Genomic DNA, 19,751 nt, shown 5'->3' with positions numbered 1-19,751 from the left:
TCGGCGGTTTCGCCAATCGCAGACGTTGCGGCAATGGTGCCGGCATTGCGGCCAGCTTCTTTCTCCCCGTTTTACGGGGAGAAATGTCCGGCAGGACAATGAGGGGCAGCGCCAGCGTCGGCAATTGCCTTCGCCGACACATCGAACCCTGTCAGCCCCCGTACAGCATCTCGTCCTGCAGCCGGCGCAAGGCGAAAAGCTTGGTCGTCGGGTCGGGTGCGGCATTGTCTGATGTCAGCAGCTCGCCCTTCCTGACCGGTCTCAGCACCTTGCCGCTTTCGAGCAGGCCGACCGGCACGGCGCGGTTGGCGCGAGCCTCTTCGACAGTCATGGTCCAGGAGCGGTAGCAGGTCTCGCCGATGGCATCGAAAATCTCGCCGGCGGCGAGATCGCGCTTGGCCACGGCGCAGACCTCGGCGACGGGCCTCGGCAGCGGCACCATGTCCGGCTTGCCATAGAGCGCGATGCGCGCGGCGGTCAACGGCACTTCCAGCGAGGTCAGATGATACGGCCGGAAGAAGCTGTAATAGGGGCCGTGGCCGATATGCAGGTCGTCCATGCGCTCGATGATGCGCGGATGCGTCGCCTCGACGATGACGAAGACGCCGGGCGCCACGCCCTTGCCGATGGTGTAGTCGACGACGCCCTTCCTCGACAGGATGCCGCCATCGGCGCGCGGGATGAGCACCTTCGCCAATTCATCGCGATTGGCCTTGGGGCCGTGCATGCCGGCAATGTCGGGCACCAGCCCGGTGGCGTTGGCGATGGCGCACATCTCGACCATGGTTTTCGAGCCGTCGACGAACTCGACCAGCATGCGCGGGTTCATGTTGCGGCGCAACGCTTCCGCGCGATAGTCGTCGGGGACGGCGTCATGGTTGAGCGGGTTGTTCTTGCCCTTGCCGGCCGAGACGATGGTGTAGCCGAGCGCGGAGGCGAACTCGATCAGCTCCATGCAGCTCGACGGCTCGTCGCCGGCGCCGACCGAATAGACGACGCCGAGCCGGTCGGCCTGCTGCTTCAGATAGCAGCCGATGGTGACGTCGGCCTCGACATTCATCATCACCAGATGCTTGCCGTGCTCCATCGCCATCAGATCGAAATCGGCGGCGACGCCGGGCTTGCCGGTGGCGTCGATGACCACGTCGATCAGCGGATTGGTGACCAGCATCTCGTTCGAGGTGATGGCAATTTTTCCGCTCTCGATCGCCTCGCTGACCTTCGACGGCGTATCGGCCTCCCGTGCCATCGCCTCGTCGCGATAGGCGATGCGGACGGCATCACGCGCCGTGTGGGGGCGGCGGGTCGAAACGGCGCACACCGAAATGCCCGGCATCAGCATGCCTTGCGTCACCAGGTCGGTGCCCATCTCGCCGGAGCCGATGACGCCGATGCGCACCGGACGGCCTTCCGCGGCGCGCTTGGCGAGATCGCTGGCAAGCCCAGTCAGGGCGACATTGGTCATGCGCAAGTCCACTGCTTTTGATTTGAAGGGGGAATAGCAGGGAATGGTAACCTTTTGCCAACGAAACCGGCCGCCGTCGGCAATTTCTTGTGGCTGGCTTTCGCACTGCGAGCGGATAATCTTCCGCCCAGATGGTATCTAGCGATGAAGAGACCCTCCTGTCGGGGCGGCGCGTGCCGACGGGATTTTCAGGGGAGGTTGAGGTGACAAACGAGTTCACGCCGAAATTCGATCTGGCTGACAGGGTGGTGCTGGTCACCGGCGCGTCGCGCGGCATCGGGCGCGCTTGCGCGCTCGCCTGCGCCGGCTCCGGCGCCGACATGATCGTTGGCGTGCGCAGCGCTGCCGACGGCGCGGATATCACTGCCGAGATCGAGCGCATCGGCCGGCGCGCGCTGGCGGTACAGATGGACCTCACCGATCTGACGACGGTGCGAAAAGCTGTCGCAGACGCCCACGCCGCCTTCGGTCGCATCGACGTGCTGGTCAACAATGTCGGGCTTGGGCCGGAAAACCTTGCGGAGAACGTGACCGAAGCGGATTTTGACCTCACCGTGAACGTCAACCTCAAGGGGACCTTCTTCACCACCCAGGCGGTCGGACGGCTGATGATCGCGGCAAAATCCGGGCGCATCATCAACATCAGCTCGCAAGCCGGCACGGTGACGCTGAAGGGCGAAGCGATCTACTGCATGTCCAAGGCGGCGATAAACCACCTCACCCGCTGCCTCGCGGCCGAATGGGCGCAGCACAAGATCACCGTCAACAGCGTCGCCCCGACCTTCATCTGGACCGACGGAACACGGCCCTCGCTCGCCGATCCGGACTTTCATTCCCATGTGCTCGGCCACATCCCGCTCGGCCGCATCGGTGATCCTATCGATGTCGCGGGAACCGTGGTGTTCCTCGCCTCGCCGGCAGCGTCGTTGATCACCGGCGCCAACATACTGGTCGATGGCGGCTGGTCGGTGACGTGAGAGAATGGGTCGTCTCCGGACTGGCCCCGACTAGCTCGCCACAGTCATGCCGTCAGAGCGCCGGCAAGCGGCCGGGCATTACGGAACGGCAACTTGACAATGGCCCAGTCTTTCAAATTGAGTGAAATCAAGATCAATAGAGAGTCGGCACAAGACAGATGGGCGAGACAGGTATGGCGTGGAGCGAAAGAAAGACCGGTTACGGCAAAGGCCACTATTTCAACCAAATGGGCCTTGCCCTGCTGGTGCTCGTCTTTCTCATCGCCCTGCCGCTCGCTTTCTTTCCCGAAGACATACGGAAGTTTTACCTCAGCGAAGGCGGTCCAATTGAAGTCTTCTCGGCCGCAGGCTACCTGATCGTCGTGGCAACGCTTGTCCGGGAAATGTCCTATCGAGACCTGCTCAAGCGGTGGTACCTTGTCGCCATCCTGATCGCGATGTGCCTGCGCGAGCTAGACTTTCATGCGCATTTCACCACCCACAACATCACCAAGACCACCCTCTATATCTCGCCTGACGTTCCGCTGTTGGAAAAGCTAATCGGCGCGACGGTCGTTATTGCCCTCGGCATTGCCTTCTATTTGCTCCTGAAGAACGGCTTCCGTAGCTTTGTGCACGGGCTTCGCCACGGCGAGGCGACTGCCGTGGCCATTGCCGCAGCTGTCGGCTGCGCCGTCCTTTCCAAGGTCATCGACGGGGCGCCATCAAATCTCACATTTCTCAGCATCCACCTCACCCGGATCTATACCTCCACAGTGTTCGAGGAAATCCTCGAATTGGGGATTCCGATCTTCCTAGCCATCGCGGCGTTCTCGGCCTTCCCGACGCAGGATGGTCTCACAAAGGGGGCCTCGGGACAGATCAGGGCAAACAACCCAAGATCCGTCACCTAAAAGCCGGATCCAAACGGACCAGAACTTCTCGAATGTGATGCTCTGGTCCGCCGCGGTGTTGCCTCTATTTGCTTGGGAAACAGGTGAGGCAAAACATGTGGAATGTGGCGAAAGACGGCTGGACACTCCTTAAGGAGAGCATCCTCGGCTTCATCAATGACAATGCCTTGAGCCACGGGGCAGCTATGGCGTTTTATGCCACGACCTCGCTTGCACCGATCCTGCTCATCGTTGTTGCCATCGCTGGCATGGCCTTCGGAAACGATGCGGCACAGCTGGCGCTTTCGGCCCAGTTGTCGGGCCTGATGGGTCCGCAGAGCGCCGAGCTTCTGCAAGCGACAATCGAGAACGCGTCGAACAAGGAGGCGGGAACTCTTGCCAGCATTTTGGGGCTCGTCACACTTTTGGTTACCGCATCCGGCGTGTTCGGCGAAATGCAGGTTGCCCTGAACGATATCTGGAAAGTCAAACCGGCTGGCACATCGATTTCACGGCTGGTGCGGGCACGCGCTGCCAGCCTTGGTCTCGTCGCGGCGCTTGGCTTTCTGCTGCTGGTGTCCCTGGTCGTAAGCGCTGCAATTTCGGCCCTTGGAGATATCATCAACGCATATCTGCCCTTTGGCACCCTCATCCTGAGCGCAATCAACTGGATCGTTTCGTTTGCCCTGATCGCTCTGTTGTTTGCGGCAATCTACAAGGTCCTGCCCGACCGCGCGCTGCAATGGCGCGACGTTGGCGTCGGCGCCGTAGTAACGGCGTTCCTCTTCACGATCGGCAAATCGCTGATCGGCTGGTATATCGGAACCAGCGCCGTCGCATCGTCATACGGCGCAGCCGGTGCGCTTCTCGTCGTGCTGCTGTGGGTCTTTTACTCGTCCGAGATCTTTCTGTTGGGCGCCGAATTTACACGAGCCTATTCGGTTCGATACGGCAGTCGATCCGATCTGGAGGCGACCATTGAAGCAAGTAAATCGCGAACAGATGCCAGCGACGCCGGCCAGGATCGAAAAGTCTGAGAACGAAGTCCTCGGCGGGATTGTTTTCGGCAGTCTCCTTACCACGGTTTTAAGCCGTTTCTGGCATCAACACCGGCGCTGAGACGTCCGGCGCGGCGGCCCGAGGCGAGCATGGTCTTAGGGACGTCCGGTCGAAGTGACGTGCGAAGTTCCTTCGCCGCAGCCACCAGCCTGGCGCGGTTGCTTCCATATCTCTTGATCAACTGATGGACTTGGGCGGGGGTGATGCCGTTTTGCCGGGCAAAATACCTTACTACGTAATCCTCGCTGCCGGAGATCCGATCCCGGTGGCGGGGATAGAGCTTCGCCGCGTCGGCTGTCATGCTTACTCTCCTTTCGTCACGTTTGCGCACAATCTATGATTGGCCAACGCAAAACCGGCGAATTCGTTGCCGGATGCGACACCAGCGCGCTTCGCTTTTTCGCCGCAGGCCCGAACGCCCGGCCAATGCAACCGGACCGACGCGCTTTTAAGCCATATGCAGATTTTTCGAGACTCAGCCCTCTGGCACGCGCATGATATCGGCAGGGAGGAAAAGCCATGCGCGAATTGCCAAAGAGCATTGACGCAGACGTTGTGATCGAAATCAGCAGGTTGCTCAATGACCATGCGAAGTCGGCACCAGTGCCAGTCCACAAGCTTGCCTCGATGATCTCGAATAGTGTCGAGACCGATCTGCCGACAGCTTCCATCGAAGAGTTGATCGTTGAAATGGCCATGACCCGCCAACTTCCGATGCTGTTCGATCTACCGGGGGCGGATGCAGACAACGTCATATCGATCGCCTTGGCGCGCGCCAGCTGATCCGGCTGAGGGACCTTTCCGTCGAGTGTGATTTCAAGACGCGGATCGTTCGCATCCTGCTCGAATTCGCGCCGCTGACTCCGGCCGGCGGCTTTTTGCTGCGTCGCCAAGGCTAATCGTCATGGGCAATAATCGTCACTGGCGATCCGCTATTTGGGAACATGTGATGTCCAGTTGCATTTCCTCTAGACAACAAAGGAGGAATTCATGAACTGGGATCAAATCAAGGGAAAATGGATGCAGTTCAAAGGCCAGGCGAAGGAGCAATGGGGTGACCTTACCGACGATGACCTTGATCGCATCGAGGGCAATCGTGATCAACTCGCAGGCCGCATTCAGGAGCGGTATGGAATCGCCAAGGAAGAGGCAGAGCGCCAGATAGACGACTGGTCCAGAAGCCTCACCTGAGCGTCTAGTATCGAGGCTGCACCGTCGATCGGCGCAGCTTCGACACTCCCAGAGTGGGATGGGTTCGAAGCCTGCCGCTCCGAAATGAGCGGCGGGCGACGTGTATGCGACAGTGGCGGGTTGATCTGCGCCAGCCGTCGCTCCAGGATCTTCGGAACGAGAGCTAGCGCGCCGATTGTCTCTTGGCTTGTGCGGCGACGGCCGTGAGGAAAGCCGTTGCGGCAGTATCACACGCCGCTCGGGACGGGCTATAGGCAAAAAGGATCAGTTCGGCAGCCCTTATCGTAAGGCCATGCTTTTTAGCGAAAGCAGCTATTTCGTAAGGCTTGTCGTGGTCTATGGCCGGACCGTGGTCTTCGTTCATTGCTTCCTCCCGTTTGCGACGTTCCTCGCCTTGGCCCCTCCTTGGCGCAAAGATTAACTTACGGGGAGTTGAGAGAGTCTACCAATTGGAGATTGCAATAGGCATACGGTGGACGACCGCCTGATGCGGCGCGTCAAGGCCAAAGACTCCATTTTGTCCGCTGCACATCGAAAAAGATATATAATTGCGCTGACATCGCAGGTGGTCGACGCAAGCCAATGCCGATCTTTTCAGTCAAGCACACGACCGTCTATCGCTACACGCAACCGGTGACGTTTGGCGAGCACCGGCTGATGTTCAGGCCGCGCGATAGTTTCGATCAGCGACTTCTGGATCATGCCCTGTTGGTGGACCCCGAGCCGAAAGAGGTTGGCTGGATCCATGACGTTTTTGGAAACTGCGTTGCGGTAATCGACTTCCAGGGTTCCGGCGACGAACTGCGTTTCGTGACAGACATTCGGCTCGACCACACGCCGCAGCATGCGCCTGAATTCCGTATCGATGAAGCAGCACTCAGCTATCCATTTTCCTATGATCCCGACGAGGCAACCGACCTCACCCAGACCATCGAGCGCCATCATCTCGATGACGGCGACGAGATCGGCAAATGGGCACAACAGTTCGTGAGCGCCAGAGGCCACACCGAGACGGGCAAATTGCTGATGACACTTTGCTACGCCATCCACGAGAGCTTCGTGTATTCCCGTCGAACTGAATCAGGGACGCAACCGCCTCTCATGACCTTGCACCTGCGTCGAGGCACATGCCGAGACTTTGCGCTGTTCATGATGGAAGCGGTTCGTTCGCTCGGTTTTGCTGCCCGTTTTGTGACTGGTTATGTCTATGTGCCGAACCGCGACAGCGCTTCTGTCCTCGGCGGCGGTTCGACGCATGCCTGGTGCCAGGTCTATCTGCCTGGCGCGGGTTGGGTCGAGTTCGACCCCACCAATGGCATTGTCGGCAACCGGGACCTTATCAGGGTGGCTGTGGCCAGGCATCCTGGGCAAGCCATCCCTCTTTCCGGAAGCTACTGCGGCAGCGCGTCGAGCTTTCTCGGCATGACGGTGGAGGTCAAGGTGGTGAAGGAAGCTGGCATCAAATAACCAGCATCAATAAAAATCAGCATCCTCTAAATGTGTTCGGAACTGTTCGCGGCAATCCGGAGTTTGCTTCAATCAACGCATTGGAGCTTCGATGCGTATCCGCGCAGGTTTCAACCTCGCCTACGAATGTCCGCAGCCGACACCGATGCTGCTCGTCCTTGATATCCATCCTTCACGTCGCGTCGATCTTTTGACGGAACAGACCATCGGCTTCGATCGCCCGGTCGAAGCCCGCGGCTACATCGACGTTTTCGGCAATTTGTGCACGAGAATAGAGGCGCCCGCGGGGCTTACGACGATATCAACGAACTTCGAAATTCATGACACCGGCAAGCCAGAAATTGTGGCCGCGGGCGCCGTCCAGCACGATGTCAAAGAGCTGCCCGACAACGTGCTCAGGTTTCTTCTCGGCAGCCGCTACTGCGATACCGATCGGCTTGGCGACTTCGCTTGGGCCAATTTTTGCAATACCGCACCCGGATGGGCCCGCGTCCAGGCGATCTGCGATTTCGTTCACGAACACATCACCTTCAACTACCAGGCCGCGGACACGATGCGGACCGCCTACGGCGCGCTAACCGATCGGGCCGGCGTATGTCGCGATTTTGCGCATCTGGCAATCACGCTGTGCCGTTGCATGAATATTCCGGCGCGATATTGCACCGGCTATCTCGGCGACATCGGCATACCGCCGATGCCGTACCCCATGGATTTCAACGCTTGGTTCCAAGCCTATCTCAGCGGCCATTGGTTCACCTTCGATGCACGGCACAACCAGCCTCGCATAGGCAGAATCCTGATGGCGACGGGATGCGATGCCAATGACGTCGCTATCTCAACGAGCTTCGGTCTTTCCCGGCTCACCCGCTTCGAAGTCATCACAGAAGAAATCCACGCCGAGCCTGAGCAGGCGTCAGCCCGCCGCACCTTTTCGGCATGACGGGCTTCAGCGTGAGGGTCAAGTCAGTCGTAGACCTTCACAATCTTGCGGGTACCTGGATCGACCAGGACGGTTCGGCCATCGACGACGACGTAGCGGTACTGAACGTCCGGCACCTCGTAAAGCTCGACTGTTTCGGGCAGAGGGGTGCCGATGTTGAGCTCCACGCCGGGAAGGCTGAGTGATGCCACTGGTTTCTTTTTCACGTATTCGCGGATCACAGTGTCCTGCTCGGGTTGAATTATGACGTCCTGAGCGGCGGCGGCGCTGACGCCAACGAACAGGAGGATGCCTGCCGCAGCCGATGTAAGTTGCTTACCCATAATAGCCTCCAAGCAACCTTCAGCTGCGGTGCTTGATTGCTGCCGCGACGGGGTTGCATAGTTATTTGAACGATGCGGCGCAATTCTTGTTCCATTTTGTAGTGCGCGAACCCGCTGCCACGGCATATCAACGCTGACGTTCGAGGCCGCCCGCCGAACGCGCTCCCGCTCAAGGCTTAGGTTCTTCCGGAGGAGGCGCGTTTGGGACTGGACAATCAGGATGTGGCCATTTTTCACACGGAGAGGGCTTGTCGCCAGCGTCGCCATAACGTTCCACGAGTTTTGCGAATCCGTAGGCGAAGGCGGAAAGCAGCGCCAGGATAACCACTATGCGAGCGGCCATACGGGATTATAGCAGGATCCCGCTTAGGAGTGACCCCAGCATCAGCTTGCGCTCGACAGGTTTGCGGCGAGGTTCGCAAGATCTGAACGCATCTCGTGACCTTCCACACCGTTGCCACAGCTGGGCGACGTGAATGCGTCGGTGCGCCGGCATAGATTGGGCGATCTCGCTGGCAACGGCCGATGGAAAGCCGAAAAGTCAGTATCTCGATATGCGCATGTCATCGTTTCGGAAGGCTGATTGCTCCCGACTCGTAAACGCAAAGTGACCAGGCGCAGCGCACGATTGAAAATCTTCGGGAAAACTGGTGCCGCGAGAGAGAGGATTGAACTCTAGCCAGATCCAATAAAATCAATAGCTTACATCTCACTTTGTAACGTTGTGACGTTTATAAAGATGACCTGCTCCGACTTTGGTTGGAAGGGTCATACAGGCTTCGCAAGGCTCGCCTTTGCCTCGGCCTTTTCTTGCGTTAGCATAAGCACAAATTAGCTATGCCTTACGAATCTGATTTCGCTGAGGGGGCGAAAGCTCATGGAGATGCAGCAGGTCCGCTATTTTCTGGCCCTGTCCAGCACCTTGAACTTCACCAGGGCAGCCGAAGAGTGCAACGTCACCCAACCTGCGCTGACGCGTGCAATCAAAACACTTGAAGACGAGTTGGGTGGAGAGCTTCTTCGGCGCGAGCGTCAGCACTCGCACCTGACCGAGCTTGGACGGCGCATGCTGCCCCTGCTGCAGCAGTGTTACGATGCAGCCACTTCCGCCAAGTCACTCGCCAAGGCCGTGCAAAGCAGCGATGTGGCTCCCCTCAACATCATTATTTCCAACAGCGTCAACATTGCCCTGCTGGTTTCGCCGTTTACGGAGCTTTTCCGGGCCTATCCCGGTGTGTATCTCAAGATCAGTCGCGGTTCGCCGACCGCTGTCGTCGATGCTTTCAAGAATGGTGACGTCGAATTGGCGGTGGCCGGCCCGCTGGGGGCGGCTTGGGATCGACTCGATACCTGGCCACTCTTCCAGGAGGAGATCGAGCTTGTCGTGAATTCCGATCATCCGCTCGCTCGGCGCAACGAATTCGATGTCGCGCTTAGCCAACTGGCCACAGAGCCTGTGCTCAGCCGGATCGATTGGGAAACGAGCGAGGAGCTGTCGCGCCGCCTCGCTGCGAAAGGGTTCACGCCTCAGGCCGCCCATGAGGTCGAGACTGACCACGACCTCCTGGCCCTGCTCGAAGCCAACGCCGGTGTGGGCTTCGTCTCCACGACAGCGCCACGGTCGCCGAGTGTCCGCAGACTCAAGCTGCGGGATGTCGACATTTCGCGCGTGGTCGCCGTCTACGCAGTCGCTGGCCGGCATCGTTCGCCAGTCGCCACGACGCTGCTCAACCTGTTGCGATCGACCGACTGGTCGCCATTTGGCGTTAGCGAGCCCGCTTGAGCGCCGCAATCAGGTCGTCGATGTCCATTCGCCGGCGGTAGTCGGGATCCACGAAGCGCTCTGTAATCCGCCCGTCCGTGCCGACGATGAAAGTCGCCGGGATCGGCAGGAACCAGCTGCTGTTGCCCTGATAGCTAGGGAGATCGTAACCAACTCCCATCAACCGTTCCATTTCAGCCCCGACCCAGATCGCGAGGTTGAGTGAGAGCGCATAGCCATTGTCCATGTCAGTCAGGAATGGAAACTGGGCACCTACCGTCGTCTTCATCGCCTTGGCAAATTTGCGTCGTTCGGGCATGACCACCGCCACTTGGCCACCCAGTGCGGCAATCTCCTCCTGGACCTCTACGATCCCGATCGCATTCAAGCGGCAATAAGGGCACCAGTGACCCCGCTGGAAGATTATTACCGCCGGCCCCTGCTTCAGGAGGTCCGTCAATCCGATCAGTTTGCCGCTGTCGTCAGGCAGGAGGAAGGCTGGCATGGAATCGCCAGGCGCCGGCGCCATCGCCCCTGCCCCCTGCTCCTGCAAGCGTGATACCAGGCGGTCGACTGCATCGGCAAAATCGCCGTTAAGGCGGCGAACAGCCTTTGCGACCACCTCCAGCCGCTCATTCAGCGGCGCATCGAGTTCGACGGCAGCCTGCACGGACTGTTCAAGTGTCATTGTCTGGTCGTCGGCGGCCATTTCTGCACTTCCATCGGTTGCATGCAGCCTATCATCGAAGCTCCTCGGCCGTGGTCATGTTTTTCTTGCATGGATTCGATATCTTGCGTGCATCGAAGCACAGGTGAGGTTCATATTCTGTTCGCTGCCTCCGCTCAATTCGTTACATCATGTTCCTGACATCCGAGGCGAAAGTTGGGAAGCCGAAAACCATGTCGGATAGCTGCGGTGCCGTGATGCGGTGTTTCATGGCCAGCGCGAAAAGATGGATCAGCTCTTCGCCGGCATGGCCCACAATGTGGGCGCCGACGATCCTGTCCGTGGTCTCCTCGACAATGACCTTTGACCACGCGACGGTCTCGGCATAGGTCCTCGCCGATAGCCAGTCCTTCATGTCGTTCACATGGACCTTTACGCCAAGTCCTTGTTCTTTCGCCTTGGCCTCGGTCAGTCCGACGCTGGCCAGGGCCGGAACTGTGTAGACGGAAGCCGGTATATGGCCATAGTCCGGCCGGTGTCTCGGCCCATCGACGATGTTGCGACCAACGATGCCGCCCTCATAGGTCGCTATCGGCGAAAGCTGGGGAGAATTCCACAGCGCGTCGCCGCAGACATAAACATCGGGATTGGAACGCGAACGCAGATGATCATCGATCTCGATGCGCCCTTCGCGATGCGCGATGACGCCGGCGCCAAGATCGAGCCCCTCGACATTGGCCACACGCCCTGCGCAATTCACAACCCTGTCCGCTTCTACGGCGCACTCGATGCCATCCGCCACAAAGGTGACGCGCAATCGCCCGTCGACCTTGTCGATCCTCTTGACCCAGGCCAGGGTTCGAACATGAATGCCAATGCGTTCGCTCTCGCCCCGGATCTGGGCAACGGCATCGGCGTCGAATCCTCCAAGCAGATGCGGCAGCGCTTCGAGGATCGTCACGTCGACGCTGGCGCGCGCGTAAACGTGGCCCAGTTCGAAGGCTATGACGCCGCCGCCGACGAACACCACCGCTCGGGGCAGCACCGGGTCGTTCAGGACATCGTCCGAAATTGTCAGGTGCTCGGCGCCTGGAATCGGCAGTGAGCGCGGCTTCGAACCGGTTGCGATCACGATGTTCCTGGCCTCGAGCTCGCGGCCGTCGACGCTGATGGTATTGCTGCCGATGAACGCGGCCTCGCCGACGATGACATCGACGCCGCGCTTGGCCATCAATCCGGACAGGCGGCAGGGAATGTCCCTGATCATATCCTTTTCACGTTCGATCAGGGCTCGCCAGTCGAGCCTCGGCGTGTCGACCGTGATTCCGTGCCGATCTGCCCGTTCGATCTCGTGGAGTGCGTGGGCCGCGGCGACGAGGACCTTCTTCGGCGTGCAGCCGCGATTGGGGCAAGTGCCGCCGAGGTCACGTGCCTCTATCATGGCCACCGACATCCCGGCGGCGCGCGTAGGCACCGTCACACCCATCCCGGCATTGCCGCCACCGAGGATCACGACATCATACTTTTCCATCGCGCCACCTGCACATGATCAATGGACCTTGATCCGAGGCCTGGTGCGCCTCGCCACTATCTCGCCAATCGAATCCAGCGCGGTCTTCGCAAAGCCGTGCACCGCCTTGAGATGCATCTTGTAGAGCGAGCGATACATCAGCCGGGCAAGCAGACCTTCGATCTTCAGCCCACCAATCAGGCTGCCAAATGAGCCGTAGTCGGCGAGCGAAACAAGGGATCCGTAGTCGCGGTAACGGAATTCCGGCGCAGCCCGTCCCTTGAGACGCGCGGCAATCACCTTGACCAGGTGACCAGCCTGCTGATGGGCTGTCTGGGCGCGCGGCGGCAAGGGATTGTTCTCGCCGGGCAGGACACAGCTCGCGCAGTCGCCGATCGCAAACACGTTTTCGTCGCCCTTGGCTTGCAGCGTCTCATCCACGACCAGGCGATTGATGCGGTCCGTCTCGAGGCCATCGAGTCTTTTCAGAAAATCCGGCGCCTTGATTCCAGCGGACCACACGACGAGTTCGGCCGGCACAAACAGCTTCTCGCCAAGCCTGACGCCGTCCTCTGTCACTTCGGTGACCTTGATCCCGCACCGTATCTGGACGCCGAGGTCACGAAGCAGGTGCGCCGAAGCGCGCGCCAGATGTTCCGGCAAAGCCGGCAAGATGCGCGGCCCCGCCTCGACGATGGTGATGCGGATCAGCCTTTCGAAATCGATGTTGTCGAGGTTGTGCGACGCAATTTCCCGCATCGACTTGTGCAGCTCCGCCGCCAATTCGACGCCGGTAGCCCCGGCACCAACGACGACGCAATGGAGCTGGCCTGGCGACAGCTGTTCGTATTGCGCGTTGGCGCGCAGGCATGCGTCTATCATGCGCTTGTTGAACCGGGCGGCCTGATCCGCCGTATCGAGCGCGATTGCGTGACGAGCCGCCCCTGGTGTGCCGAAATCGTTGCTGACGCTGCCGACTGCCAGCACCAGCGTATCGTAGCCCAGCACACGCGGCGGGATGATCTGCCTGCCGTCGTCGTCGAAACTGGGCGCGACAAAGACCTGGCGCTTGGCGCGGTCGATACCGACAACCTCGCCTATGCGATATCGATAGTGGTGGCGACTGGCATGGGCGATGTATTCCACCGCATCGTTCGACGCACTCAATGCCCCAGACGCCACCTCGTGCAGAAGCGGTTTCCAGATATGAGTGCGATTGCGGTCGACGAGCGTGACGGAAAGCCGCCGCTTGCCGAACTTGCGGCCGAGGCGCGTCGCCAGCTCCAGTCCACCCGCACCGCCACCGACGATGACCACGCGGTGCAGCGACGTATCGGCATGGGCTGGTGTCTCCGGCAACGCGCGGAAAAGCGCGGCGTTGTTGGCGAGCACGGCTTCTGGAACCAGCCGCGTTCCCGGAGTGATGATCTGCATCGGTATTCTCCGTTTCTATTCTCGGACGCGCCGCGCTCGAACAATCACTCTTGCGATTCGTGGATCACGATGCCTTGCAGCATGTCGACGTCGCATTCCCAGGGCTTCTCCGAGAGAACGCGCAGCCCATGCTCGTATCCTGCCTGCCAGCGCGTGCGGATGCCTGCGCGGGTGAAGTCGATGTCCTTGGTGTGGTCTTCGCCGTCGAGGCGCGGTGAAAGCAGCCGAACCAGGTGCATGACCGAGGGGCAGCCGTAGGAGGCGAGTTCCTTGAACATCGGATCCTCGCGCCGCTCCTCGGGGACGAGCTTTCCCATTTCGCGCACGACGTGCCGCAGCCGATGCAGTTGCTCCTGCCGGGCCACGTGGCTCCGGCCCCGGCTGGCGTATTGAAGGTCCTTTTGCCGCCCCATCACCTGCCAGATCGATTTCGGCTCGGTGGCGCGGGGCTGCCACATATTGACCGCGAAAATGAGCGCATCGCGCCGTGGACGCGCGTCCAGCACGACCTCAATAGGTGTGTTCGAATAGATGCCGCCGTCCCAATAGGGCTCGCCGTCGACACGGACTGCCGGAAAAGCCGGAGGCAAGGCCCCCGACGCCATGATGTGCGCCACCGACAGACTCATCTCACGGGTGTCGAAGTATTTGAGTTCACTGGTGTTGACGTTCACCGCACCAACGGTCAATCGCGTGTGGCGCCGGTTGAGATATTCGAAGTCGATAAGGTCATTCAGCGTCCGCTTGAGGGGATCGGTGGTATAGTAGGAGGCATTCTCCACACCCACTTCGAGATTCACCCCGAACATGGCGCTCGGGTTGGGTTCGAAGAATCCCGGTATGCCGCGCATGACCGTGCCCATATTCGCGAAGATGTTACTTGGAACCATCATCCGGAAAAACTCGTCGAGCGGGCTACTCCGGCTGACACCGTCCCAGAATTCCCGGAGCCTCGGCATGCGATCCTTCGGCTCGTTTCCCGCAATCAACGCCGCGTTGATGGCTCCGATCGACGTGCCGATAACCCAATCCGGTTCAATGCCCCCCTCGACGAGTGCCTGGTAGACACCGGCCTGATAGGCTCCGAGCGCACCACCGCCCTGCAGCACCAACACGGTCTGGCGTTTGGCAGCGTTATCCGAGAGATGGCCGACATCCGGTCCTGCTTCGGCCATCGGCGGATTTCGGGAGATCCTGTTCATGGCTTTGTCGCTCCTCATTCGGGCGTTCAATGAGCGGTCCAGCCGCCTTCGATCGGCATGATGGCGCCGGTGATCGAGGCAGCGTCGTCCGAGGCCAGGAACAGGCAGAGCGCCGCAACCTGGGCAACGGTCACGAACTGCTTGGTCGGCTGGGCAGCCAGAAGCACGTCCCTGATCACCTGCTGTTCGGTAATCCCGCGTGCCTTCGCCGTATCCGGTATTTGCTTCTCGACAAGCGGGGTCAGCACGTATCCGGGACAGACGGCATTGACGGTGATACCCTGCTCCGCGACTTCCAGCGCTACCGTCTTGGTCAGGCCGGCTACCCCATGCTTGGCGGCGACATAGGCGGATTTGTAAGGCGAGGCGACAAGAGCATGCGCCGAGGCAACGTTGATGATACGGCCCCACTTGCGTTGCTTCATCGCGTGGAGCGAACGCCGGATCGTGTAGAAGGAAGACAGCAGGTCGATTGCGACGACGGCTTCCCATTTTTCGATCGGGAAGTCGTCGATCGGCGCGACGTGCTGAATGCCGGCATTGTTGACCAGGATGTCGACGGCACCAAACTCGGCGATCGCCTTGTCCATCATTGCGGTTATAGAGTCGCCCTTGCTCATGTCGGCATTGTCGTAGCGAACGGTGACCCCATGGTCGGCGGCAAGCTTCGCCCGCAGGAGCTCAATCTCATCAGCGTCGCCGAAGCCGTTCAGAACGATGTTGCAACCTTTGGCCGCGAAGGCTTCGGCAATGCCCTGGCCGATGCCGCTGGTCGAGCCTGTGATAAGTGCTGTCTTTCCTTTGAGCATCGTCGCTTCCTTCGGTTGGAGCTGCGGCCTGACGGCGGGCAATCGGCGGCGAGCAACGGATCTCCGCGCCCACGGTCTGAATTCTGGGTCAACTATGGCGGGCCACTCGAAGCAGTGGAAATGCCGTTGAGACATGGATTCGATAGCCGACGCTCAGATCATCAAGCTCTATGCCGGCGCCGCCGTCGACCATGCTGCCTTGTTTGTTTGACGTTGGGGCAGCCAGTAAGATCCCACCGTATGCCAGCCCGCCGGGGGCGTGCCGTGCAGATCAGTCAGGTCAGATATTCCTGGCCGTCGCGAGGGAATTGAACGCTCACCAGGGCGGCCGAGCAATGTCACGCAGCCCGCGCTTTCACGCGCGATCAAGCTGCTCGAGGACGATTTTGGCGGCGCGCTTTTTCATCGTGAGCGACGGCAGTTGTCGCGCTGGTGCGCCAGGCCATGCAAAAAAGGTTCGGCGAGCGGACCACGTTATCCGCCGCCGGGTAGCCTTGCGGCGCCAAACAACCTGCCTCGCGTGCGGTCGGAGGATCTTCGGCACATCATCCGCGCTCAGTTTTTCCTGATAGTCGAGGTCACGGACCGGATGACCTCGGTCGCCATCTTGAACTGCGGCGCGCGATCGATAATTCCATGCCGCTTGGCGATCCAGTCGAAATCGCTGTAGGCGGCGTAAACCGAACCATCCGTGGCCTGGTAGACCAGCACGCGCACCGGCCAGTCGAGACCGGCTTCGGGGTTCGACGTGATGAAGGTCGTGCCGAGCGCCGGATTGCCGAACATAACCAGCGACGACGGCCTGACATCGTTGCCAGCGTTCTTGCCAAGCCTTGCCTGGTCGATGACGCCAAAGAACATGATGCCCTTCTTGCGGACGTCTTTCTTGATACGGGCAACGGTTTCGGCGACGGAATAGTCGCTCTTCACCGTGACGACGCCATCCGAAGCGGCAGCCGGGACGACGATCGCCATCAGCATGGCAACGCCGGCAATCATGGTTTTCAGGTAGGTGGTCATGTTGGTCTCCTTTGGTTTTCTGGGTTGCGTGGATTTTGGATATTGCGTTGATATCTCTGTTCATTCTCGGCTGAAGGTCGCCTTGTGGTCGACGTTCTCCCGATCGTCAGGCGGTCGGCGACTTCAATGACCGCGCAACCGCGATCGCGCCGGCGAGGACCGTAGCGAGCACGGCCACGCATGCGGTCCAGCCGATCCGGTCGTAGATCTGTCCGATCACGAAGCTGCCGGCGAGCCCGCCTGTATAGTAGGAAGCAAGGTAGATGCCGCTTGCGGCGGTGCGATCGCGCGAGGCCGTCCGGCTGACGTGTCCTGTCGCTATTGCCTGCGCCAGGAAGGTGCCAATAGCGACCAGCGCCATCCCGCCGAGAACAATGGGAAGGCTGGTCGTGAGCAGCAGAAGCAAACCCAGGATCGCCAGCGTAAGCGTTGCACCGATGCCGATCCTTGGGCCGAGGCCCGCAGCGAGACGCCCGGCGAGCGGCGTGGTCAGCATGGAAGGCAGGAAGACGAAATACACCAGCCCGAGCGCCATTGGCGACAGCGATAGCGGGGCGGTGACGAGCTGGAAGTTGACATAGGTGAAAGTGCCTATGAAGACGAAGAGGATCAGGAAGCCGATCGCGAAACAGGCGCGCAGCTCGACGTTCTTCAGCGGGCCCTTCCAGGCCGCGCGGGCAGGCTCGCCTATCGCGTCGGCGCGCGTCATTGCGGATGTCTTCTGCAGCGTGAGCCAGACAAGAGCCGCGCCAATCAGATTGAGGGCGGCGAACGTTAGAAAGTTAGTGGAGATGCCAAACGTATCGGCGACGGCGGCCGACATAAGCCGTCCGAAGAAATTACTGGCGACATTGCCGGTCACATAGGCCGCAAGCGCACCTGTCGTCTGCCGCGCAGAAAAATGCTCGGCCAGGTAGGCCATCGTCAGCGTGAACGCGGTCGACATGCAGAAGCCCTGGACGACACGGAGCAGGCCAAAGGCGACGATGCTGTCTGTTTGTGACAGCAGCATAGTCGGTATCCCCAGCACCGCAAGGCTGATCCAGATGCCGTTGCGGCGATCGAGGTTCCTGCCAAAAAGCGCCACCGCAATTCCGGCCACAGCCATGCCGAAAGTGCTGGCATTGACGGCAAAGCCCATTGTCGCGCGGCTGACGCCGAACTCTATCACCAGCGACGGCAAGATGGCCTGGGTGGCGAAGAGATCGACAAGTGTCAGGAAGGCAATTACGGCAATAATACCGAAGCGCCAACTGTCAGCGGCAACCATCCGCAGCCGCCTTGGTTCGGTCTGTTCGCTTGTCGTCATAGCAGGACTCCGTGGCCACACGTCCCCAGGTGATTACCTGAGGACGCGCTTTCAGTTGCTGATGCTACAAAGCGGTCATCGCAATGCGTGACTCACATCGTGTGGTCTTCGCGCATTGCCGGCGGCAGGATGTCGGCCGAATAGAGCACCGCCGGGACCTTGCCATTGTTCTTCCACCAATGGGCGAGCTGGCCGAATTCGACGCTCACGTCGCCAGCCTGGTGTTCAATTCCCACCTTGCAGGTGCTGCGATATTCGGTGATCGAGCCTTCGACGACGAGGATGTTGGCGGGACGAACAGTGTGCTCGTGCCAGGGCACGACACCGCCGGGCTGAACGACGAGCTTGCGCAGGCGCAGCATGTTGCCTTTCCAGGCCTCGCCCTTCGGGCTCAGATCGATCGCGGAAAGGACATCGTCGGTAACGCCTACTGGCTTGCTCGGATGCTCCTGGATATCAGTCGTGGCAGCTTGGCCCGCAGGGCAGTCGCCGGCAAAGGCCGGGGCAACGGAAAATGCAGCCGTTGCAGTAAGAAGTCCGAGCGTCAGCGCGAGGGTCAGCGGCGCCGGCAATGCAATTGTTTTGGTAGCCATGTTGTATTTCTCCTTTGTCGGTGCCCAAACGCGGGAGGCGGGGCATGACGAGGAGAGTGACGGGATCCACAAAGAAAGAGAAATGCTGCCTGGCTCTCAATTCGATACCTGAAAGCTATGGTTACACCCGTGGCGACGGATGGGAGGTGTGAGAAGCACGTGGCGGGAATGAAAAGTCCTCGACTATGCTTCAGGCCGCCGTCTTGTGGACTGCCAATGGCATGGCGCTCATCGGCCAGCCATGTGCCTTGACGCTGCTCACGAAGGCCGAAGCGGCCGGCGAGAATCTTCGTCCTGCCACGACAACCAAGCATACTTCCCGCCAAACCTCGGGGTCGACGACAGGCCGGACCTGCAAGCCCGGGATCACAGCGCTGAACTCCGGGATGAAGCAAATTCCAAGGCCTCCGGAAACCATGTTCTGGATCCAGTCCTCGCGCTCGCTGGCGTAGGAAATCCTGAGCTTCACGCCGCGATCGCTGCAAAGTCCGGCGAGGTGATCGCGATACTCGCAGTTCAATCGCCTGAGGTAGTTTTCCCCGTCGAGTTCGGAAATGGAAACATTGTCGTTGCGGGCCAGTCGATGGCCGTTGGGCAATGCCAGGACGAAGCGCTCGCGATAAAGCGGCGTGACATCGAAGCGTTCGGGAAAACTGTCGCTCGATGCCATGATGCCAACGTCGATGTCGCCCGATTCGAGCAATTGCGAAAGCGAGGTGGGCACGCCCTCGACAAGCTGCAGCTGGATGCCCTGCTGACGTCTGCTGAACTCGGCCAGCAGACCAGTGAACCGGCGCGGACCAATGGTGCACATGACACCAACCTTGAGATTCGCATTTTCCAGACAGAGAAACCTTGATGCCTCTTGCCGAACGCCGGTCAGTTCATCGAGGATTTGCTGGAAACGGGGTCGCAGCAGAACGCCTAGATCCGTGAGATGGGTGAGGTTTCGCTCGCGGCGAAAAAGCAAGCCGCCGACCTCTTCCTCAAGCTGCTGAATTGCGCGCGAAAGCGCCGGTTGCGTTACGTTGCATTTTTCGCCGGCGCGCGTGAAATTTCGTGTCTCGCAGACTGCAAGAAAATAGCGGATGTGATGGATGTCCATGCCGATTGTCCCCGAACTGCATATGGTTCATGTGCTGGCGTCGGAG

Annotated in this window: 21 protein-coding genes and 1 pseudogene; 9 read left to right on the top strand and 13 right to left on the bottom strand. The window is 60.1% G+C overall.

Going from position 1 to position 19,751, the window contains the following annotated elements:
* Nucleotides 1–151: 151 nt before the first annotated feature.
* Nucleotides 152–1,465, bottom strand: a complete 1,314-nt coding sequence (locus tag EN807_RS11925; protein WP_135935056.1) for an NAD(P)H-dependent oxidoreductase — start codon at nt 1,463–1,465, stop codon at nt 152–154.
* 203 nt (nt 1,466–1,668) lie between these two features.
* On the opposite strand from EN807_RS11925, the gene EN807_RS11920 reads away from it, so the two are divergent.
* The 3 genes from EN807_RS11920 (at nt 1,669) to EN807_RS11910 (ending at nt 4,351) form a co-directional block, all read left to right on the top strand.
* Nucleotides 1,669–2,442: a glucose 1-dehydrogenase gene (locus EN807_RS11920; RefSeq protein ID WP_135935055.1), complete on the top strand. Its 774-nt coding sequence runs from the start codon at nt 1,669–1,671 to the stop codon at nt 2,440–2,442.
* 173 nt (nt 2,443–2,615) lie between these two features.
* A complete protein-coding gene (locus EN807_RS11915; RefSeq protein ID WP_135935054.1) occupies nt 2,616–3,335 on the top strand; it encodes a hypothetical protein in 720 nt (239 codons plus the stop codon).
* Nucleotides 3,336–3,430: 95 nt separating this feature from the next.
* Nucleotides 3,431–4,351, top strand: coding sequence for a YihY/virulence factor BrkB family protein (locus tag EN807_RS11910; protein WP_135935053.1), 921 nt, complete (start codon nt 3,431–3,433; stop codon nt 4,349–4,351).
* Between the two features lie 38 nt (nt 4,352–4,389).
* Here EN807_RS11910 and EN807_RS11905 read toward each other — a convergent pair whose 3' ends face one another.
* On the bottom strand, nt 4,390–4,674 hold the full coding sequence (locus EN807_RS11905; protein WP_135935052.1) for a DUF3606 domain-containing protein: 285 nt from the start codon (nt 4,672–4,674) through the stop codon (nt 4,390–4,392).
* Nucleotides 4,675–4,892: 218 nt separating this feature from the next.
* On the opposite strand from EN807_RS11905, the gene EN807_RS11900 reads away from it, so the two are divergent.
* Together EN807_RS11900 and EN807_RS11895 are read left to right on the top strand one after the other, a co-directional pair.
* Nucleotides 4,893–5,156, top strand: coding sequence for a hypothetical protein (locus EN807_RS11900; protein WP_135935051.1), 264 nt, complete (start codon nt 4,893–4,895; stop codon nt 5,154–5,156).
* A gap of 207 nt (nt 5,157–5,363) precedes the next feature.
* Nucleotides 5,364–5,564, top strand: coding sequence for a CsbD family protein (locus tag EN807_RS11895; protein ID WP_095519089.1), 201 nt, complete (start codon nt 5,364–5,366; stop codon nt 5,562–5,564).
* A 163-nt stretch (nt 5,565–5,727) separates the two neighbouring features.
* Here the strand turns inward: EN807_RS11895 and EN807_RS11890 are convergent, their stop codons facing one another.
* Complete coding sequence (locus EN807_RS11890; protein ID WP_127315264.1) at nt 5,728–5,928, bottom strand: hypothetical protein; 201 nt, start codon at nt 5,926–5,928, stop codon at nt 5,728–5,730.
* A 218-nt stretch (nt 5,929–6,146) separates the two neighbouring features.
* Between EN807_RS11890 and EN807_RS11885 the strand changes: the two genes are divergently transcribed.
* Together EN807_RS11885 and EN807_RS11880 are read left to right on the top strand one after the other, a co-directional pair.
* Nucleotides 6,147–7,031, top strand: coding sequence for a transglutaminase family protein (locus tag EN807_RS11885; RefSeq protein WP_135935050.1), 885 nt, complete (start codon nt 6,147–6,149; stop codon nt 7,029–7,031).
* A 91-nt stretch (nt 7,032–7,122) separates the two neighbouring features.
* Complete coding sequence (locus tag EN807_RS11880) at nt 7,123–7,971, top strand: transglutaminase family protein (protein ID WP_135935049.1); 849 nt, start codon at nt 7,123–7,125, stop codon at nt 7,969–7,971.
* Between the two features lie 23 nt (nt 7,972–7,994).
* Here the strand turns inward: EN807_RS11880 and EN807_RS11875 are convergent, their stop codons facing one another.
* On the bottom strand, nt 7,995–8,294 hold the full coding sequence (locus tag EN807_RS11875; protein ID WP_065009244.1) for a DUF1236 domain-containing protein: 300 nt from the start codon (nt 8,292–8,294) through the stop codon (nt 7,995–7,997).
* 877 nt (nt 8,295–9,171) lie between these two features.
* On the opposite strand from EN807_RS11875, the gene EN807_RS11870 reads away from it, so the two are divergent.
* Complete coding sequence (locus EN807_RS11870; RefSeq protein ID WP_135935048.1) at nt 9,172–10,077, top strand: LysR family transcriptional regulator; 906 nt, start codon at nt 9,172–9,174, stop codon at nt 10,075–10,077.
* Here the strand turns inward: EN807_RS11870 and EN807_RS11865 are convergent.
* From EN807_RS11865 to EN807_RS11845, 5 genes are all read right to left on the bottom strand, one after another.
* Nucleotides 10,061–10,765, bottom strand: a complete 705-nt coding sequence (locus EN807_RS11865; protein ID WP_135935047.1) for a peroxiredoxin-like family protein — start codon at nt 10,763–10,765, stop codon at nt 10,061–10,063. The genes EN807_RS11870 and EN807_RS11865 overlap by 17 nt on opposite strands.
* A gap of 142 nt (nt 10,766–10,907) precedes the next feature.
* The gene (locus tag EN807_RS11860) at nt 10,908–12,254 is read right to left on the bottom strand and encodes an NAD(P)/FAD-dependent oxidoreductase (RefSeq protein ID WP_135935046.1); all 1,347 of its coding nucleotides are present in this window, start codon (nt 12,252–12,254) and stop codon (nt 10,908–10,910) included.
* An 18-nt stretch (nt 12,255–12,272) separates the two neighbouring features.
* The gene (locus tag EN807_RS11855) at nt 12,273–13,667 is read right to left on the bottom strand and encodes an NAD(P)/FAD-dependent oxidoreductase (RefSeq protein WP_135935045.1); all 1,395 of its coding nucleotides are present in this window, start codon (nt 13,665–13,667) and stop codon (nt 12,273–12,275) included.
* Between the two features lie 44 nt (nt 13,668–13,711).
* On the bottom strand, nt 13,712–14,842 hold the full coding sequence (locus tag EN807_RS11850; RefSeq protein ID WP_189522392.1) for a patatin-like phospholipase family protein: 1,131 nt from the start codon (nt 14,840–14,842) through the stop codon (nt 13,712–13,714).
* Between the two features lie 53 nt (nt 14,843–14,895).
* Entirely contained in the window at nt 14,896–15,678 is a 783-nt protein-coding gene (locus EN807_RS11845; RefSeq protein WP_135935043.1) for a 3-hydroxybutyrate dehydrogenase, read from the bottom strand.
* 318 nt (nt 15,679–15,996) lie between these two features.
* Here EN807_RS11845 and EN807_RS11840 point away from each other — a divergent pair.
* A pseudogene (locus EN807_RS11840) lies at nt 15,997–16,093 on the top strand (LysR family transcriptional regulator); the annotation flags it as partial.
* A 140-nt stretch (nt 16,094–16,233) separates the two neighbouring features.
* Here the strand turns inward: EN807_RS11840 and EN807_RS11835 are convergent.
* The 4 genes from EN807_RS11835 to EN807_RS11820 form a co-directional block, all read right to left on the bottom strand.
* Nucleotides 16,234–16,677: a DUF302 domain-containing protein gene (locus tag EN807_RS11835; protein ID WP_246684144.1), complete on the bottom strand. Its 444-nt coding sequence runs from the start codon at nt 16,675–16,677 to the stop codon at nt 16,234–16,236.
* A 127-nt stretch (nt 16,678–16,804) separates the two neighbouring features.
* Entirely contained in the window at nt 16,805–18,007 is a 1,203-nt protein-coding gene (locus EN807_RS11830) for an MFS transporter (protein ID WP_135935041.1), read from the bottom strand.
* Between the two features lie 92 nt (nt 18,008–18,099).
* Nucleotides 18,100–18,600: a cupin gene (locus tag EN807_RS11825; protein ID WP_029348498.1), complete on the bottom strand. Its 501-nt coding sequence runs from the start codon at nt 18,598–18,600 to the stop codon at nt 18,100–18,102.
* 190 nt (nt 18,601–18,790) lie between these two features.
* A complete protein-coding gene (locus EN807_RS11820; protein WP_065011865.1) occupies nt 18,791–19,705 on the bottom strand; it encodes a LysR family transcriptional regulator in 915 nt (304 codons plus the stop codon).
* Nucleotides 19,706–19,751: the final 46 nt, after the last annotated feature.

The organism is Mesorhizobium sp. M5C.F.Ca.ET.164.01.1.1 (assembly GCF_004792125.1).
In the GTDB taxonomy this organism is placed as follows: domain Bacteria; phylum Pseudomonadota; class Alphaproteobacteria; order Rhizobiales; family Rhizobiaceae; genus Mesorhizobium; species Mesorhizobium wenxiniae.
This window is presented reverse-complemented; position numbering and strand designations above follow the sequence as displayed.